This window comes from Amycolatopsis sp. NPDC041971 (genome assembly GCF_055588925.1).
Window position 1 is genome coordinate 148,918 of sequence record NZ_JBVJCE010000005.1, and the last position, 14,114, is coordinate 163,031.

The 14,114-nt window shown below is 69.5% G+C and carries 13 protein-coding genes and 1 pseudogene; 7 read left to right on the top strand and 7 right to left on the bottom strand.

The genetic code is table 11. The features are described 5' to 3' along the window. Position 1: 1 nt before the first annotated feature. From ACZ6DT_RS13435 to ACZ6DT_RS13445, 3 genes are read left to right on the top strand one after another with little or no spacing between them, the layout of a single operon-like run. Positions 2 to 313, top strand: a complete 312-nt coding sequence (locus ACZ6DT_RS13435; RefSeq protein WP_016333370.1) for a hypothetical protein — start codon at positions 2 to 4, stop codon at positions 311 to 313. Next, positions 313 to 3,444 (top strand): WXG100 family type VII secretion target, encoded by a 3,132-nt coding sequence (locus ACZ6DT_RS13440; RefSeq protein WP_465593392.1) that lies wholly within the window; start codon positions 313 to 315, stop codon positions 3,442 to 3,444. The genes ACZ6DT_RS13435 and ACZ6DT_RS13440 overlap by 1 nt, the downstream gene beginning before the upstream one ends. Positions 3,445 to 3,464: 20 nt before the next feature. After that, positions 3,465 to 3,866, top strand: coding sequence for a hypothetical protein (locus ACZ6DT_RS13445; RefSeq protein WP_465593395.1), 402 nt, complete (start codon positions 3,465 to 3,467; stop codon positions 3,864 to 3,866). A 45-nt stretch (positions 3,867 to 3,911) separates the two neighbouring features. On the opposite strand, the gene ACZ6DT_RS13450 is transcribed toward ACZ6DT_RS13445, so the two are convergent. After that, positions 3,912 to 4,736, bottom strand: a complete 825-nt coding sequence (locus ACZ6DT_RS13450; RefSeq protein WP_465593398.1) for an arylamine N-acetyltransferase family protein — start codon at positions 4,734 to 4,736, stop codon at positions 3,912 to 3,914. Positions 4,737 to 4,815: 79 nt separating this feature from the next. On the opposite strand from ACZ6DT_RS13450, the gene ACZ6DT_RS13455 reads away from it, so the two are divergent. Then, positions 4,816 to 5,409: a TetR/AcrR family transcriptional regulator gene (locus tag ACZ6DT_RS13455; RefSeq protein ID WP_465593401.1), complete on the top strand. Its 594-nt coding sequence runs from the start codon at positions 4,816 to 4,818 to the stop codon at positions 5,407 to 5,409. A 12-nt stretch (positions 5,410 to 5,421) separates the two neighbouring features. Here the strand turns inward: ACZ6DT_RS13455 and ACZ6DT_RS13460 are convergent, their stop codons facing one another. From ACZ6DT_RS13460 to ACZ6DT_RS13480, 5 genes and pseudogenes are all read right to left on the bottom strand, one after another. Further along, positions 5,422 to 6,483 carry a hypothetical protein gene (locus ACZ6DT_RS13460; protein WP_465593404.1) on the bottom strand — a complete coding sequence of 354 codons (1,062 nt, stop codon included), beginning with the start codon at positions 6,481 to 6,483 and terminating at the stop codon, positions 5,422 to 5,424. Positions 6,484 to 6,573: 90 nt separating this feature from the next. After that, positions 6,574 to 6,909, bottom strand: a pseudogene (locus ACZ6DT_RS13465) (zinc-binding dehydrogenase); the annotation flags it as partial. Positions 6,910 to 7,052: 143 nt separating this feature from the next. Next, a complete protein-coding gene (locus ACZ6DT_RS13470; protein ID WP_465593407.1) occupies positions 7,053 to 7,598 on the bottom strand; it encodes a helix-turn-helix transcriptional regulator in 546 nt (181 codons plus the stop codon). Between the two features lie 373 nt (positions 7,599 to 7,971). Next, a complete protein-coding gene (locus ACZ6DT_RS13475) occupies positions 7,972 to 8,619 on the bottom strand; it encodes a TetR/AcrR family transcriptional regulator (protein ID WP_465593410.1) in 648 nt (215 codons plus the stop codon). Positions 8,620 to 8,672: 53 nt separating this feature from the next. Further along, positions 8,673 to 10,913 carry an ATP-binding protein gene (locus ACZ6DT_RS13480; protein WP_465593413.1) on the bottom strand — a complete coding sequence of 747 codons (2,241 nt, stop codon included), beginning with the start codon at positions 10,911 to 10,913 and terminating at the stop codon, positions 8,673 to 8,675. 93 nt (positions 10,914 to 11,006) lie between these two features. Here ACZ6DT_RS13480 and ACZ6DT_RS13485 point away from each other — a divergent pair, with 93 nt between their 5' ends. Further along, entirely contained in the window at positions 11,007 to 11,651 is a 645-nt protein-coding gene (locus ACZ6DT_RS13485; protein ID WP_465593416.1) for a helix-turn-helix transcriptional regulator, read from the top strand. 9 nt (positions 11,652 to 11,660) lie between these two features. On the opposite strand, the gene ACZ6DT_RS13490 is transcribed toward ACZ6DT_RS13485, so the two are convergent. Beyond that, on the bottom strand, positions 11,661 to 12,230 hold the full coding sequence (locus ACZ6DT_RS13490) for a helix-turn-helix transcriptional regulator (RefSeq protein WP_465593977.1): 570 nt from the start codon (positions 12,228 to 12,230) through the stop codon (positions 11,661 to 11,663). Between the two features lie 454 nt (positions 12,231 to 12,684). On the opposite strand from ACZ6DT_RS13490, the gene ACZ6DT_RS13495 reads away from it, so the two are divergent. After that, positions 12,685 to 13,212 carry a toxin-antitoxin system HicB family antitoxin gene (locus tag ACZ6DT_RS13495; protein ID WP_465593419.1) on the top strand — a complete coding sequence of 176 codons (528 nt, stop codon included), beginning with the start codon at positions 12,685 to 12,687 and terminating at the stop codon, positions 13,210 to 13,212. A 51-nt stretch (positions 13,213 to 13,263) separates the two neighbouring features. Next, the gene (locus ACZ6DT_RS13500) at positions 13,264 to 14,109 is read left to right on the top strand and encodes a DUF4097 family beta strand repeat-containing protein (RefSeq protein WP_465593422.1); all 846 of its coding nucleotides are present in this window, start codon (positions 13,264 to 13,266) and stop codon (positions 14,107 to 14,109) included. Positions 14,110 to 14,114 lie beyond the last annotated feature (5 nt).

A 14,114-nucleotide genomic window follows, 5' to 3' on the forward strand; every position in this document is an offset into this window, starting at 1 on the left:
AATGAGCGGGGGCTTCACCGCGGCGACCGATGCGCTTTCATCGGCGTCGAAGAACATCGGAAAGCTGACCGAGCAGTTGCTCGAGGACAATCCGGATCTGTCGAGCACGCCGGTGAACGCGGCGGGCTTCGGCCAGGCCCACGGCGACCACGCGAAGAAGTACACCGACGGGGTGGCGGCGTTGTGGGCGTCGGTCCAGGGGTACAGCACCACGCTCGGCTCGTTCGGCACGAACCTCGGCACCGCGGGCACCGCGTACGGCACCAATGAGGACGAGCAGAAGAACAAGATCACCAAGACGGGGATGCGCTAGTGGCCACCGAAACCACCTGGACCGATGTCAAGGCCGTCCTCGACGACCCGGCCGTTCCCGCCGACCAGAAGACCAAGCTCATCGGCTCGTGGATACGGACGCATCCGGCGCCCCCGCCGTGGGCGGACCAGGAGCCGGAGGAGATCAAGCAGAAGCGCAAGGAAGCCGAGAAATACGCGGCGTCCTACAACGCGCTTCCGTTCCTGCCCTACGACGACGACCTCGACAAGGTCTACAACGGCGCGAAGGGCGCGGGCGATCAGGCCAGCTTCAACCGGAAGGCGGATACGAAGGCCGTCGACGAGGGCAACAAGAAACTCGACGCCACCAAGGAACCCAGCGCCGAGGGCGCGGGGACCAAGACCTCGGACGAGATCTTCGACGCCGCCGCGCCCGCGCTCAAGGTCTTCGAAACCTTCGGCACCCTGCTGGGGAAGCTCCCGGAAGACTGCCGGGGCAACACTCGCGCGCTCGATTTCGAGAAGGACATCAAGAAGCCGTTCGACGAGCAGCGCGGCATCAGCTTCAAGAACTTCGTCGACGACGCCGCCCACTTCAAGACCGGTTCGAAGACCATCGACAAGGCCATCGACGACACCGGCTCCCAGCTGAACACCCTTTACGGGACCTGGACGGGAGAAGCCGCGGACGCCTCGTCGGAGAACTACAACGAGAAGATTCTTCCCAAGGCCAAGAAGCTTTCCCAGACACTGAACAACGCGAGCGAAGCGACGCTGCACACCACCGCCACGGTGTTCAAATTGTGCAAGGGCAAGGCCGACACGGTCATCGATCTCTACAAGGAGATCGTCGGCAAAGCGGACTTCCCGATGGCGCAGAAGGTCGTCGCCATCGCCGCCGGTGAGAAGAGCGGCGCGGAGGACCTCGGCGAGATCGCGGGCTGGATGGACGTCAACTTCGGCTCCAATCTGGTCCAGCAGCTGAACAACGACGGCTGCTGCGACGACGACGAGTTCAAGAAGGCGGGTCAGAACCTCGCCAAGCAGTGGATCCAGCGGCAGTTCATCCCCGAGATGTGGACCATCATCTACGAGGGCTTCGCCAAGTCCTGCAAGGAAACCAAGGATTTCGTCAACCAGGCCTACGACGAACTCGACAAGGTCATGGGCAAGGTGAAGAACGAGTTCGAAGGCGCCGGTGACGAGGGCGGTGCGGGCGGTCCTGACGGCACGGGTGGGGGACCTGACGGCACGGGTGGCGGACCCGGTGGCAGCGGCCAGGGTGGGCCGGACTTCACCGGTGGACAGGGCGGTCCGGGAGGAGGTCCCGGCGGCGGTACCGGTGGTGGCCCTGGTGGCGGACCCGGCGGTGGTCCGGGCACTGGTGGCGGTCCGGGCAACGGCTCGAACTTCACCGGTGGTCCGGAAGGTGGCCCTGGCGGTGGTCCGGAAGGCGGACCCGGCGGTGGTCCCGAAGGTGGCTCAGGGAGCGGACCCGGTGGCGGCTCGGAAGGTGGTGCAGGCAGCGGTCCGGGTGGTGGCCCTGGTAGTGGTCCGGAAGGCGGATCGGGCACCGGTCCGGGCGGTGGTGCTGGCCCGGGAGGCACCGGCCCGGCCGGTCAGGTCAAGCCTCCGCCGGTCCCCGAGGTGAACATCCCGGAGGGCGGCACGGGCGGAACGCCGGGCGGATCCGGCGGTGGCCCCGGTGGAGGTCTTGGCGGTGGGCCAGAGGCGAACAAGGACCAGACGTCGCCTTCGGGCTCGTCGCCGTCGAACGGCGACGAGCAGAAGGCCGCGGCCGAAGAGGCGAAGAAGCAGGCCGCCGCGGCGGCCGAAAACGCGAAGAAACAGGCTTCCGAAGCGCTGGGCAAGCTGGGTGACGGTCCCACCGGTGCCGACCTTGGCGGTTCCGGCGGCTCCGGTCCGGGTGGCGGCACCGGCGGTGGCCCTGGTGGCGGCGGCAACACGGACGCCGCTGCCGAGGCCAAAGCCGCGGCCGAGAAAGCCACTGAAGAAGCGAAGAAGCAGGCGTCCGACGCGCTGAACAAGATGGGCGACGCTCCCGGCGGTCTGGGCGACACCGATTCCAAGGACCCGGACTCCAAGGACACCGATTCCAAGGCCGCCGACGAAAAGGCCGCCGAAGAGGCGAAGAAGAAGGCCTCCGACGCCTTGGACAAGCTCGACGACGAGCTGTCCGGTAAAGACGGCGACAAGCTGACCGGTGACAAACCCGGTGAGGACGGCGACAAGGCCGAGGACGGCGAACGCGAGACTCTCAAGGTCAAGCAGGGTGACACGACCTTCGAGATGACCGAGCCGGACAAAGACGGCGAGATGGAGATCAAGGTCGGCGACGGTTCCGGGCCCGCCAAGGACTTCAAGCTCGACTGGACCGGCGACGGAGACGAGTCCGAACTGGGCTCCGCTCCCGGGTCGGACGACGGGAAACCGGACAAGGACGGCGTCCACCGCCCGGGTCCGGACGGCAAGATCCACATCCAGGACGGCGATGTGAAGATCACCGCCGAACGTCCCGACGGACCGTCCGGGCCGACGGTCGTCACCGTCGACGACGGCACCGGCAAGCCGACCACGTACACGCTCGGCGAGGAGAAATCGCTCGCGGACAAGGTGGCGCAGCCGCTCACTTCCGTCAGCGGCACCGCGCAGCCCGAGCCCCGTACGGCGTTCACCCCGCACCACGGTGGCGGCGGAACGGTCCCTGACGGCATCGCCGCCGGTGACGTCAGCGGCGAGGGTTCCGGCGGAGGTGGCGGGGGCGGTGGTTTCGGTGGCGGCGCCTCGTCGCCCGCGATGCCTTCCATGCCTTTCGAAACCGCGAGCCCCGCGACGGGCCAGTCGTTGTCCGAGGGCGTGCACACCGGCGGTGGCGCGACCCATCAGCCGCAACCCGTGGCTTCGGGTGCGCCGTCGGCCCCGATGGGCGGACCGGCAGGCCAGTCGTTCGGCGGCGCGATGCCGCCGGTGGGCGGCATGGGCGCCGGTGGAGCGGGCGGTGCGGGCGGTGCGGGCGGTGGCGACCAGGAACGGAGCAACCGCGCGTACCGGATCGAGGGCGAGGTGTTCGATCAGATCAACGAACCCACCGGCCGGATCACCGGCTCGTTGCTGGACGATGAGGATCAGTCGGTCACCCGTAAGCGGTGAGCCGGGTCAGGGGAGAACAGATGAGCGCCGATGACACCGCCGGTATGAAGGCGACCCTGGATGGTCTCGTCCGTGAACAGGCGGAGCGCCGGGCGCTGCGGGATCAGCGCGCCGGCGAGATCAAGGCCAGCGCGCAGGAGTTCATGACCAAACAGGTCCAGACCGCCCAGCGCTACGTCGAGCACCGGCGGGAATTGGGGCAGCGCAAGACGAAGTCCGGCTGGAGTACCGACCGGTCGCACGCGCAGCCGGGGGCGGGGTCGGCGTTCGGAGACGACCCGGTGGACATGGCGGCTCCGTTCGCGTCGGAGCCGCCACCTGCCCGCGCCGGGCGGGACACCCCCCGGCGTGCTCCCCGCGCGCGCCCGGCACCGGCGGACGACGAGGACGACGCCTTCCTCAACAACCGTTGGCGCGACTGACCCGTCCTCTCGGTCCGACGCCGCACCCGCTTCCCGAATCACCACTCAGACTTGGGTGGCGTTCGCCTGGATGGCCAGCCAGATCTCGTGTTGCTCTTGGGTCCTGGCCCACAGAGCCGCCAGCTCGTCAGTACCGAAGTCCTCCAGCGGGATACGGAATTCCCGCAGGGTCTCGGCGAATTCGTCGAGAGTGGACAGTGTGCGGCGGTCGGCGTCGCCACGTTTGACCGTGCGGGCGCGAAGGGCCAGCTCACGGCCGTCGCGATGATGTTGCGCCACGAGCACCCTGGCGAACGGGGAATCCGGCGACCTGGTCCGGGCCCGTTCGGCGAATTCGGCGAGGTCGCGGGGTTTCGTGCGGAAGTCGAAGGAGGCGGCCGTGCCGCCCGGATGGTGGTGCATCCGCCAGGTCCCGCCGTCGAGGCGTTCCATCCGGAACGGCAGTTCTCCTTGCCAGTGCGTGCCTTCCCGTAACGGCAGCGGCTCGAGGAAGGCGTCCCCGATCCCGGTGTCGGCGAGCCAGGTTTCACCGTCGACGTCGATCAGCAGGGCGATGTGGTTGCCCCACTGGCCCTCGCCGCGGGTCGCGCGCAGGACGGCGCCTTCCACGATGGTCACGGTGAACCCGGCCGCCCGCAGCAGAAGAGCGAGCGCGCCGTTCATTTCGTAGCAGAGCCCGCCCCGGCCGCGGCGCGCGAACTTGCCGGTCAGCGCGTCCGGGGTGAGCAGGATCGGCCTGCCCAGCTGGATGTCGAAGTTCTCGTACGGGACCCGCAGCCGCCACGCCCGGTGCAGCCTTCGCAACGTGGCGAGATTTGGCCGGACGGGATCGCGGTACTCCAACCGGTCGAGGAACGCGTCGATGGTCACGGGCCTCTCCTCCAGCTACAAGACTCACTCTAAAATTAGAGTAGCTCTAATTTTGGTTCGGCTCCAGTACGCTGTCGGCATGAGCGAACCGGTGGGCTTGCGGGAACGGAAGAAGTGGCGCACCCGGAAGGCGTTGATCGAGACGGCGTACCGGCTGTTCGAGCGGCAGGGTTACGACCGGACGACCACCGCCGAGATCGCCGCGGCCGCCGAGGTGTCGGCCGCGACGTTCTTCAACCACTTCGCGACGAAGGAAGACCTGGTCCTCACCGACGACGGTGAGCACATCCTGCGAGCGGGGCTGGACGTACTCGCGGCGCGCGAGGCGAGTGAGACGGCGTCCCGGCTTCTGCGGCGCGCGATGCTCAGGATGCTCGCCGAGGCGGGGACCGGGCCGCGCGATCCGGCGGCCGAGCCGGAGCGGATCCGGTTGGACTTGATCACGTCGGTGCCGTCATTGCGCGCGACGATGCTGCGGCGCGCGTTCGACGCTCAGCAGCGCCTTTCGGCCGCGCTGTGCCAAGCCTGCGAAGGCGAACTCGACGAGATCGACGCCGCGGCGGTCGTCGGCGCGGTCACCGGCGCGGTTTTCGCCGCCGGGCGAACGGCTCTCCTCCTCGGGACCCCGCTCGACGAGGCGATGCGGCGCGCGATCGACCTCGCGACCGCTTGACGCGCCGTCGAATCACGTGCGGTGCCAGGCGATCCCGCGATAAGCGGAGGTGTCCGCGGCGAAACCGTAGCCGGTGATGACGGTGCCGCTCGCGTTGATGTGCTGGGCCACGATCGCCGTGACGCCGCGAGGCGACGGGAGCGGGAACGGTATCGCGTCGGCGTCCCAGCGGACCGGGCGCACCGTTGCGTCGCTCCCGGATTCGCCGACGACCGTCCCGGCGTCGTCGATGTCGAAACACGTGCTGGCGAGGTCCGAGGGCAGGGGCCGGAGCACGGTGGGCCGTCCGTCGCGATCCCAGCGCGCGCAGGTGCCGTGCCGGTCCGGGGTCACGCCCCAGCCGATCGCGACACCGTGTCCGGTGATCCGGACGACCTGTCCGGCGCGGAACTCCGGTTCCCCGGTCAGCAGGACGGTGCCTCCGTCGCGGTTCCACACGACCCCGTCGCCGAGGATGGCGCCGGAGTCGGTGATACCGCAGGCCGTCGTGCGGCGGGGCGGGGGCAGTTTGCTGATCTTCCCCGCGGCCGTCCAGCGCACCGCGGTCCGGACTCCCTTGCCGTTCTTGGCCGATCCGACGACCTCGTCCAGCCCGTTCAGGTCGTGGCCCTGGGTCTCACCTCCCCCCGGCAGCGTGCCGAGTTCGACGGCTTCGCCGCCGGGCTCCCAGCGCAGCGCCCGCCAGCGGTAGCCCGGCCACATCGCGTTCCCCAGTATCGACCCGCGTTCGTTCACCCGGCACGTCGTACCGGAGAGCATGCCGGCGGGGAGTTCGAGCGCGTGCACCCGGCCGTCGGGTAGCCAGCACACTGGCAGGAGGTGTTCGCCGAGGTAGAGCGAGCCCGCGATGACGCCCGCGGCGTTGACGCTGACCGCGCGGCCACCGGAACAGCCGTCGAGGACCGGCAAGAGGGTCGGGCTTCCGTCGCGATCCCAGCGCACCGGCCGCGACCCCGACTCGCCCGCGATCGTCCCGGCGTCGTTCACGCAGTACGCGCCGGTGCCCTCGCCGTGGGAGAGCGGCCGCAGGTCGACAGCCGTGAACCCGGGTCTCTCGGTCTTGGGATCGGGCACGAGTGGGCAGCCTAGTGTGAGCGCGCACGCGATGGGGAAAAGTGCACTGACCGGGTGAACCTGTAGGCCTGTCCTCCACAAAGGACAGGTCTACAGGGTCAGCACGATCCTGCCGAACACTTCGCCGTCGTCCGTCTTCCGGTGCGTCAGCACGGCCTTCTCCAGCGGAAGCAGTTCGTGCACCACCGGGCGCAGTTCACCGCGTGCCGCCGCGGCGAACTGCGCCGCCTCCACCACGCGCCGATGCGCCTCCGGGATCGAATCCGCGCTGAAGGCCGCGAAGGAGAGGGGCTTGCGGAACGTCGCCATCAGCTTCGAGCCGAAGTCCGCCGGTGGCATACCCGCCACCACGCCGATGAGCACCAGCCGGCCGTTCGGAATCAGCCTGTCGAAGAAGGAGGGCATGTCCACACCGGACACGATGTCGCGCGCACACCACGGTCGACGGCGCGATCGTGGTGGCCATACTCGGCACCAGCGTGACGGCGCCTGGCCCGGCGACGACGGCGAGCTGGGTGCCGAATCCGCTGACGGTATGCCGTGCGACCGTCCATTTCGGACGGACTTCGTCAAATCGAGCCGGTGCGCAACGCGAAGGCGACGGCGTGCGTGCGATTGTGCAGGCCGTAACGCGACATCACCCGGTGGAGGACGTTCTTCACCGTGCTCTCCGAATAGGCGAGTTTGGTCGCGATCTCTTCCGTGCCATGGCCGTCCGCCAGCAGGCGGAGGACTTCGCGTTCCCGGTCGGACAATCCGGACAACGCGAGACCGTGGGGGACCAGCAGGTCCTCCTGTATCCGATCGAGCTGGGACAGCAGGCTGCCCTGCAAACGCGGCGGCAGGGCGCCGGCGCCCTGGCTGACCGCGAGAATCGTCCGAACCAGGTGCTCGCCGTCGAGGTCGCGCCTCGGCAGCAAAGCGGCCATGCCGCATTCGATCGCCGTCATCAGGACCTCGACCGGGAAATGGTCGGTGACGATCACGCATCTCGGTGGTGCCGGGAGTGACGACGCGGCGCGAACCTGGCGCAGGAAGGTGAAGACCCCGTCGCCGATCGAATCCCCGACCGTCACGATCACTTCGGCAGGCCCGAGGTCGGTTTCGGCAAGCACGTCCAGCCGTTCGCGGCACCGAGGATGCTCGTCGTGCCCAGCCCGGCCAATAGATCCGGCGCATGCACGGCGACTCTGACGCGATCGGTTCTCCTGCTGAGCTTCTCCCCGTGAATCATGATCGAAGTCCCCATCCGAAGCGCTCGGAAACCCTGAATCGGGCAGGCGGACCGGCCGCCGGCCGTCGGGTGCGCGGGCGGTCGATCCGCATCGTGAGTAGCTCTTGCTTTACTTATAAGCTATAACGTTACAACGTTGCATGTCAACCGTGGAAGCGTCGGCTTCCCATGGATGGCGGCAACGTCACAGGGCTAGACGCCTGGAAGGCGGGAAAGGTTCAGTGCGCGCGCGATCGGACTCGGGCGCACGCCGGTCACCGGGTCGTGAGGTCGTCCAGTTCGTCCGCGATCAACAGGTCGGGATCGAATTTCAGGCCGGTGAAATGGCCGGCGAGTTCGAGCGAGAGCACGCCGTGCAGGCGGGTCCAGAAGGCGAGCGCGCGATGCAGGGTCGCGGACGGGGCCGGATCGTCGCCCGCCCAGTCGCGATGGCCGTCCAGATGCTTGTCGAACGGGGTTTCCGGCTTGGCGGCGGTGATCGCGCGGCACGCTTCGAGCAGCACGGCCATGACTTCGCTCGAGATGGCGGTGGTGTCGTCGGGCGCGTGGTAGCCGGGGACGGGCGTGCCGTAGATGAGGAAGTAGCGCTGCGGGTCGCTCCGGGCCCAGTCCCGGATGGTGACGGCGAGCCCGGCGAGGTCGGCACCGGCGTCGAACGCGGTCCGGACCGTGTCGGCGAGGCTTCGGTAGGCGTCGCGGATGAGCGCGGTGATGAGGTCGTCGCGGCTGGCGAAATACCGGTACAGGGCGGGGCCGCTCATCCCCACCTGTTTGGCGATCGCGTTGAGCGACAGCGCGGGCACCCCGGCGGCGGCGATCTGCTCCCACGCGTGCTGCTTGATCTCCGCGCGCACCTGGTCGCGATAGCGCTCCCGCGGGCTCTGCCCGTCCGCGTCCGTCATCGGCCCTCCCGCTCCGTCGGCCCGCAGCTTAGTCGGCGCTTCGCCGTGCGCGGTCACTCGGGCAGGAGCGCCAGTTCGGCCAAAGCCTGTTCCCGACGGGCGGTGAACGACGGCTCGGGGGAGAGTTCGACGGCCAGGGTGAGGCACTCCCTGGCCTCTTCGAAAGCACCCGCTTCCCGCCAGGCCCGTCCTTCGCGGAACGCGCAGATCGCCTCCATCGCGTCGAAGCCGCCTTCCCACGAAAGCCACCGGCTGGTGCGGTAGTAGCCCGCCGCTTCCCGCCACTCGGCGAGGTCCCCGAGTACGTCGCCGATGGCGCGCAGGGACAGGGCCTCCAGCATCCGGCGGAGGCCGGGGTAGGTGTCGGCCGCCAGCCGTTCGGCGTCGGCGAGAACGCCACGGTGGACGGCGAGCGCTTCGGCGTGCTTCCCCGCCGCGCGCAACGCGTGCCCGTAGACGTTCCGGGCCGAGCTTTGCCCGTCCCAGAACGGTAATTCGTCCGCCAGCTCATAACCGCGTTTCGCGAAATCGAACGCTTCGGCGTCCTCCCCGACGTACCGCAGGACCTGGCCGAGGTAGATCGACGCCCAGGTCTGCTCGGTGCGGTCGCCGATCCGGACGGCGATGTCCAGCGCTCGGCGGTGCGCCTCGACGGCTCCTTCGGCGTCGTCGAGGCAGACACTGCACGCCCACCCGACGAAGTTGAGCAGTTTCGCCTCGTCCCGGGCGTTGCCGAGTTCCCTCGCCGCGGCCGCGCCGAGGGAGAAGATCTCCCACCACGGCCGCTGGGAGCTCCGCCCATCGGAGTACCAATGCAGCGCGATGGCGAGATCGCCGACTTCCCGGTGCCAGCCCCTCCGCGCCGCCATCCGGTGCGCGGCGATCCAGTTCCCGGCCTCGATGTCCAGCCAACGGGCGCTTTCGTCCCGCGAACCGAAGCGGCCGGTCTCGCTCGCCTTGGGGTAGAACAGCCTGGCCGCCTCGGCTGCCTTGTCGAGCAGGTGGGCGAGCACGACGTCTCGCGCGGCCGGGTCCTCCTCCGCCTCGAACCTTTCCTCGGCGAACAGGCGGATCAGGTCGTGGAACTGGTGCCGTTCCGGATCCGCCGTGGCCTGCAGGAGGCTGGCGTCGACGAGTTCGTCGAGCTGATCGCGGACGTCGGCGGGGGCCGCGCCGGACACGACGATCGCGAGTTCGAGGCCGAAGTCGGCGCCCGGCACGGTCGCCAGCCGCCGGAACAGCCGCCGCGCCCCTGCCGAGACCGCGCGATAGGACAGGTCGAACGCCGAGCGCAGCTGCAGGTCACCCACCGCGAGGGCGCGCAACCGGGTGCCTTCGTCGCGCAACCGGTCGGCCAGGTGAGCCAGTGACCACCGCGGCCGGGTCGCGAGCCGGTTGCCCGCGATCCGGACGGCGAGCGGCAGGTACCCGCACAGTTCGACGAGTTCCCGCGCCGCGGCCGGCTCCGCGTCGACCCGGTCGGCGCCGATGATCTTGGCGAGCAGGCCGCTCGCGCCGCCGTCCGAAAGCGGTTCGAGCCCCAGCCATCGGGCGCCTTCGAGCCCGGCGAGCGTGCGGCGGCAGGTGATCAGGGTGAGGGAGCGCGGCCCGGCGACCAGCAGCGGCCGGATCTGCGCCTCGTCGGCGGCGTTGTCGAGCAACAGCAGGACCTTCCGGCCTTCGAGCAGCATCCGCAGCAACGCCGACCGGTCGTCTTCGGCGGCGGGTACCTGTCCCGGCGCGACGTCCAGCGCGCGCAGCAGCCGGTCGAGCGCGGCACGGGCGCTCAGCGGTTCCTCGTCCATCCCGCGCAGGTCCATCGCGAAGACTCCGTCCGGGAATTCCGCGCGCCAGAGATCGGCCGCGGTCACCGCGAGCGCCGTCTTTCCGACCCCGGCCTGCCCGACGATCGCGACCACTCCACCACCCTCGGCGGCCTTCGCGGACAGCTGCGCCAGTTCGCGTTCCCGGCCGGACAGATCCGGCGGTGGGGTGGGCAGCGCGCAGGTCGCCGCGACCTGGGCGGCCAGCGCCGGGTTCCGGCGGCGTCCCTGTTTGGCGACGGTCAGGAAGAACTCCCGGTCACCGCCGGTCAGGCCGAGCGCGTCGGCCAGTACCTCGGCGGAGCGTTGCTGGGCGGCTCGCGCGCGGCCGCGTTCGAGCTCGCGCAGGGCACGGACGCTGATGCCGGAGGCCTCGGCCAGCCGCCCCTGCGTCCAGCCCGCGGCCCGCCGGTGTTCGAGCAGCAGCTTGCCGAACACCGACCGCGTCTCGCTCGCCTCCACCGGTTCCACCGCGGTCCATTCAACCGGCAGGCTTCCGCCGTCGAAAAGCTGCCCCCTGCTTCCGCTTGTCCCGGCTTCTCCGTGGCCGGTTACCTGGAACCCATGTCGACGATCATGACGACGCCCGTCCGCCCGGTCACCCGGACCGAAGGGCGCCGGGAGATCCTGGTCGCCGTGCACGCCGACGACCCGCTCGTCCGGGCGGGCCTGCGCAGCGCGCTCGGCGACGGCCCCGGCATCTCGTTGCGGGACGACCCGGCGCAAGCCGACGTCCTCGTGGCGGTCGCGGGTGACGAGCCACGCCGGATCCCCGCCGGGTCCACCCGGCTGGTACTGGTGGCCGATCAGCCCAACCAAGCCGAACTGTGGGCCGCGGTGGAACGCGGGCTCGCCGTCGTCGTCGCGCGTTCCGAGGCGACGCCGGGGCGGCTGCTGCGCGCGGTCGCCGACGCCTACGCCGGCCGCGGCGATCTGCCCGCCGATCAGCTCGGCAGCCTGTTGCGGGGGATTTCGCGGCTGCACAAGGAAGTTCTCAAGCCGCGTGAGCTCACCCTCAGCGGACTTTCGCCCCGGGAGACCGAAGTGCTCCGGTTGCTCGCGGACGGGTTCGACACCGGTGAGATCGCCCGGCGGGTGGCCTATTCCGACCGCACCGTGAAGAACATCCTGCACGGTCTGCTCAGCCGATTCGGTTTGCGCAACCGCACCCACGTCGTGGCGTACGCGCTTCGCGAAGGCCTCATCTGACGAGCGGCTTCAGATGACCCCTTCGCGGATCGCGTACGCCACCGCGTGCGACCGGTTCCGCAGGCGCAGTCTGTCGGTGACCGCGTAGATGACGTTCTTCACCGTTCGTTCCGAATAGGACAGTTCGGTGGCGATCTCCTGGGTGTCGAAGCCGTCGGCCATCAGCCGGAGGACGTCGATCTCCCGCGACGAGAGAGCCGATCCGGCGGGCCCGCTCGGCGCGAGCATCTCCCGGTGAAGCCGCTCGGCGTGTTCGGTCAGCCTGCCCAGCAGCGCCGACGGCGGGCTCACGGTGCCCGACGCGGCGACACGGACGCTGTCGGCCACGCGGGAATCGGTCATCGCCGACCTCGGCAGGATGGTGACCACCCGGCACGCCACCGCGGCCGCGAGCCCGCCCTCCTCGATCCGGTCGGTCACCAGCACGATCGGCTTGCCGACTTCGACGGCGACCTTTCGCAACGCGGTGATCGCGTCGGTCGCGAGCCGGTCGAAGGCCGCGACGACGACGTCGGTTTCGTCCCGTGTCCGGCCTTCGACCACCCTCACGGACGCGCGTGTGTCGAGGAGATCGACCATTCCGGCCTTCGTGATGGGGTCCAGGGCGCAGACGCTCACCCGAACTGCTCGCATGTGTTCCTCTTCTGCCGTGGACGGTCCGCTGTCCACTGTGGATCTTCGATTTGTCAAGGGCCGCCGGTACAGAAAGCGTTGCCCGCATGAGCGAGCGCACCTCTTGTACGGTGGGAATCGGGTGGCGGCCCGCCTCGGTGACCCCCACACCTGATGGTGGGTCGCTCCCTTTTTCCGCGCGGTTCGCGGCGATTCTCGTCGGCCGCGATGGGCCCCGGCAACGCAATCGGCCGCGTCGTGCTTCCCCCGCCAGCCGAGAATGGCCGAATGGGCATCCCCCCGCCGTGACCATGATCGGCGACTACGGAATTAAGCCTCCCACCTGCTGAAACGCCACTTTGACGCACTATGGCACCATCTCGCACTTGTCATGGCGCCAACATGGTGCCATGATGGCATCATGGATTTGACGCCCTTTGTGGACAACGTTCGCCGGGAGCTCGCCGTCGCCGCCGAGGTGGGGGGAGCCGAGGCGAGCGCGCTCGCCGAACGCCTGACCGCGCCGCTCGCGTCGGCCATCCGTCTCGCGCTGCTGGACGCGTTGTCCGCGGCGTCGGACGAGATCACCCGCGACCTCGCGCCCGGTTCGGTCGAAGTCCGGCTTCGCGCCGGGGAAGCCGGGTTCGCCGTCACGCTTCCCGCCGCCGAGCAGGACGGACCGGTCGCGGCCGCGACGCCGGAACCGCCGTCGCCCCCGCGGCAGCCGGTGCCGGATGAAGAAGGAGCCACGGCGCGGATCAACTTCCGGCTTCCGGAGCAGCTCAAGGCACGCGTCGAGGAAGCCGCCGCCGCCCAAGGCCGTTCGGTCAACGCGTGGCTCGTGCGAGCCGCGTCCGCCGCGCTCCAGCCGTCGGAACGGGTCGCACCGCCCGCCCCGCCGATCGGCGGCCACCGGGGAACACAGCGCTACACCGGCTGGGTCAGCTAGAACCCGCGTACCAGCACCAACATCGATCACACCACCTCTGAGGGGACAACCATGCCTTCTTTCGCTACCCCGGAACCCATTCTCGCGGACCTCGAACCGGTCGTCGGCAACGTCCGCATCGTCGCCGGCGACCGCGCCGACACGGTCGTCGAAGTCGCCCCGCTCGACGAGAACAACGCTTCCGACGTCGAGGCCGCGAAGCGGACTGTCGTCGAATTCTCCGGCGGCACGCTGACGGTCCGCGCGCCGAAGATGCGCCTGCTCGACTTCACCAATCAGACGAGGTCTATCGACGTCACGATCGAACTGCCCGCCGGTTCCCGGGTGCAGGGGAGTACCGGCCTCGGCGACCTGACCGCGACCGGGCGACTCGGTGCCTGCCGCTACAAATCCGGGACCGGGCACATCCGCCTCGACCACACCGGTGAGCTGAAACTGCACTCCGCGTCCGGGAACATCGTCGTCGAGCACGCCGACGGCAACGCCGACATCAGTACGAGCTCCGGCCGCGTGCACGTCGGCGGGATCGAGGGCACCGCGGTGGTCAAGAACTCCAACGGGTCCACCACGATCGGCGCCGCCGGTGACTCGATCCGCCTTCGTTCGGCCAATGGCGACATCACCGTGGAAAGGGCCGAAAGCGGCGTCGAAGCCAAGACCGCCAACGGTTCGGTCCGCGTGCTCGACGCCGCCAGGGGGACGCTCACGCTCGGAACGTCGATGGGGGACATCGAGATCGGCGTCCGCGAGGGCAGCGCGGCCTGGCTCGACGTGAACACCCGTTTCGGCCGGGTCCTCAACGACATGACCGCCGCCACCGCGCCCGACGACGCGACCGACAAGGTCGAAGTCCACGCCGGCACCTCCGTCGGCGACATCATCGTGCACCGTTCCTGACCCAT

What these genes read in the sequence shown, in the direction of transcription:
- ACZ6DT_RS13435 (WP_016333370.1), top strand. Translation starts at nt 2, where the DNA reads ATGAGCGGGGGCTTCACCGCGGCGACCGATGCGCTTTCATCGGCGTCG.
- ACZ6DT_RS13445 (WP_465593395.1), top strand. Translation starts at nt 3,465, where the DNA reads ATGAGCGCCGATGACACCGCCGGTATGAAGGCGACCCTGGATGGTCTC.
- ACZ6DT_RS13455 (WP_465593401.1), top strand. Translation starts at nt 4,816, where the DNA reads ATGAGCGAACCGGTGGGCTTGCGGGAACGGAAGAAGTGGCGCACCCGG.
- ACZ6DT_RS13475 (WP_465593410.1), bottom strand. Translation starts at nt 8,619, where the DNA reads ATGACGGACGCGGACGGGCAGAGCCCGCGGGAGCGCTATCGCGACCAG.
- ACZ6DT_RS13485 (WP_465593416.1), top strand. Translation starts at nt 11,007, where the DNA reads ATGTCGACGATCATGACGACGCCCGTCCGCCCGGTCACCCGGACCGAA.
- ACZ6DT_RS13490 (WP_465593977.1), bottom strand. Translation starts at nt 12,230, where the DNA reads ATGGTCGATCTCCTCGACACACGCGCGTCCGTGAGGGTGGTCGAAGGC.
- ACZ6DT_RS13495 (WP_465593419.1), top strand. Translation starts at nt 12,685, where the DNA reads ATGGATTTGACGCCCTTTGTGGACAACGTTCGCCGGGAGCTCGCCGTC.
- ACZ6DT_RS13500 (WP_465593422.1), top strand. Translation starts at nt 13,264, where the DNA reads ATGCCTTCTTTCGCTACCCCGGAACCCATTCTCGCGGACCTCGAACCG.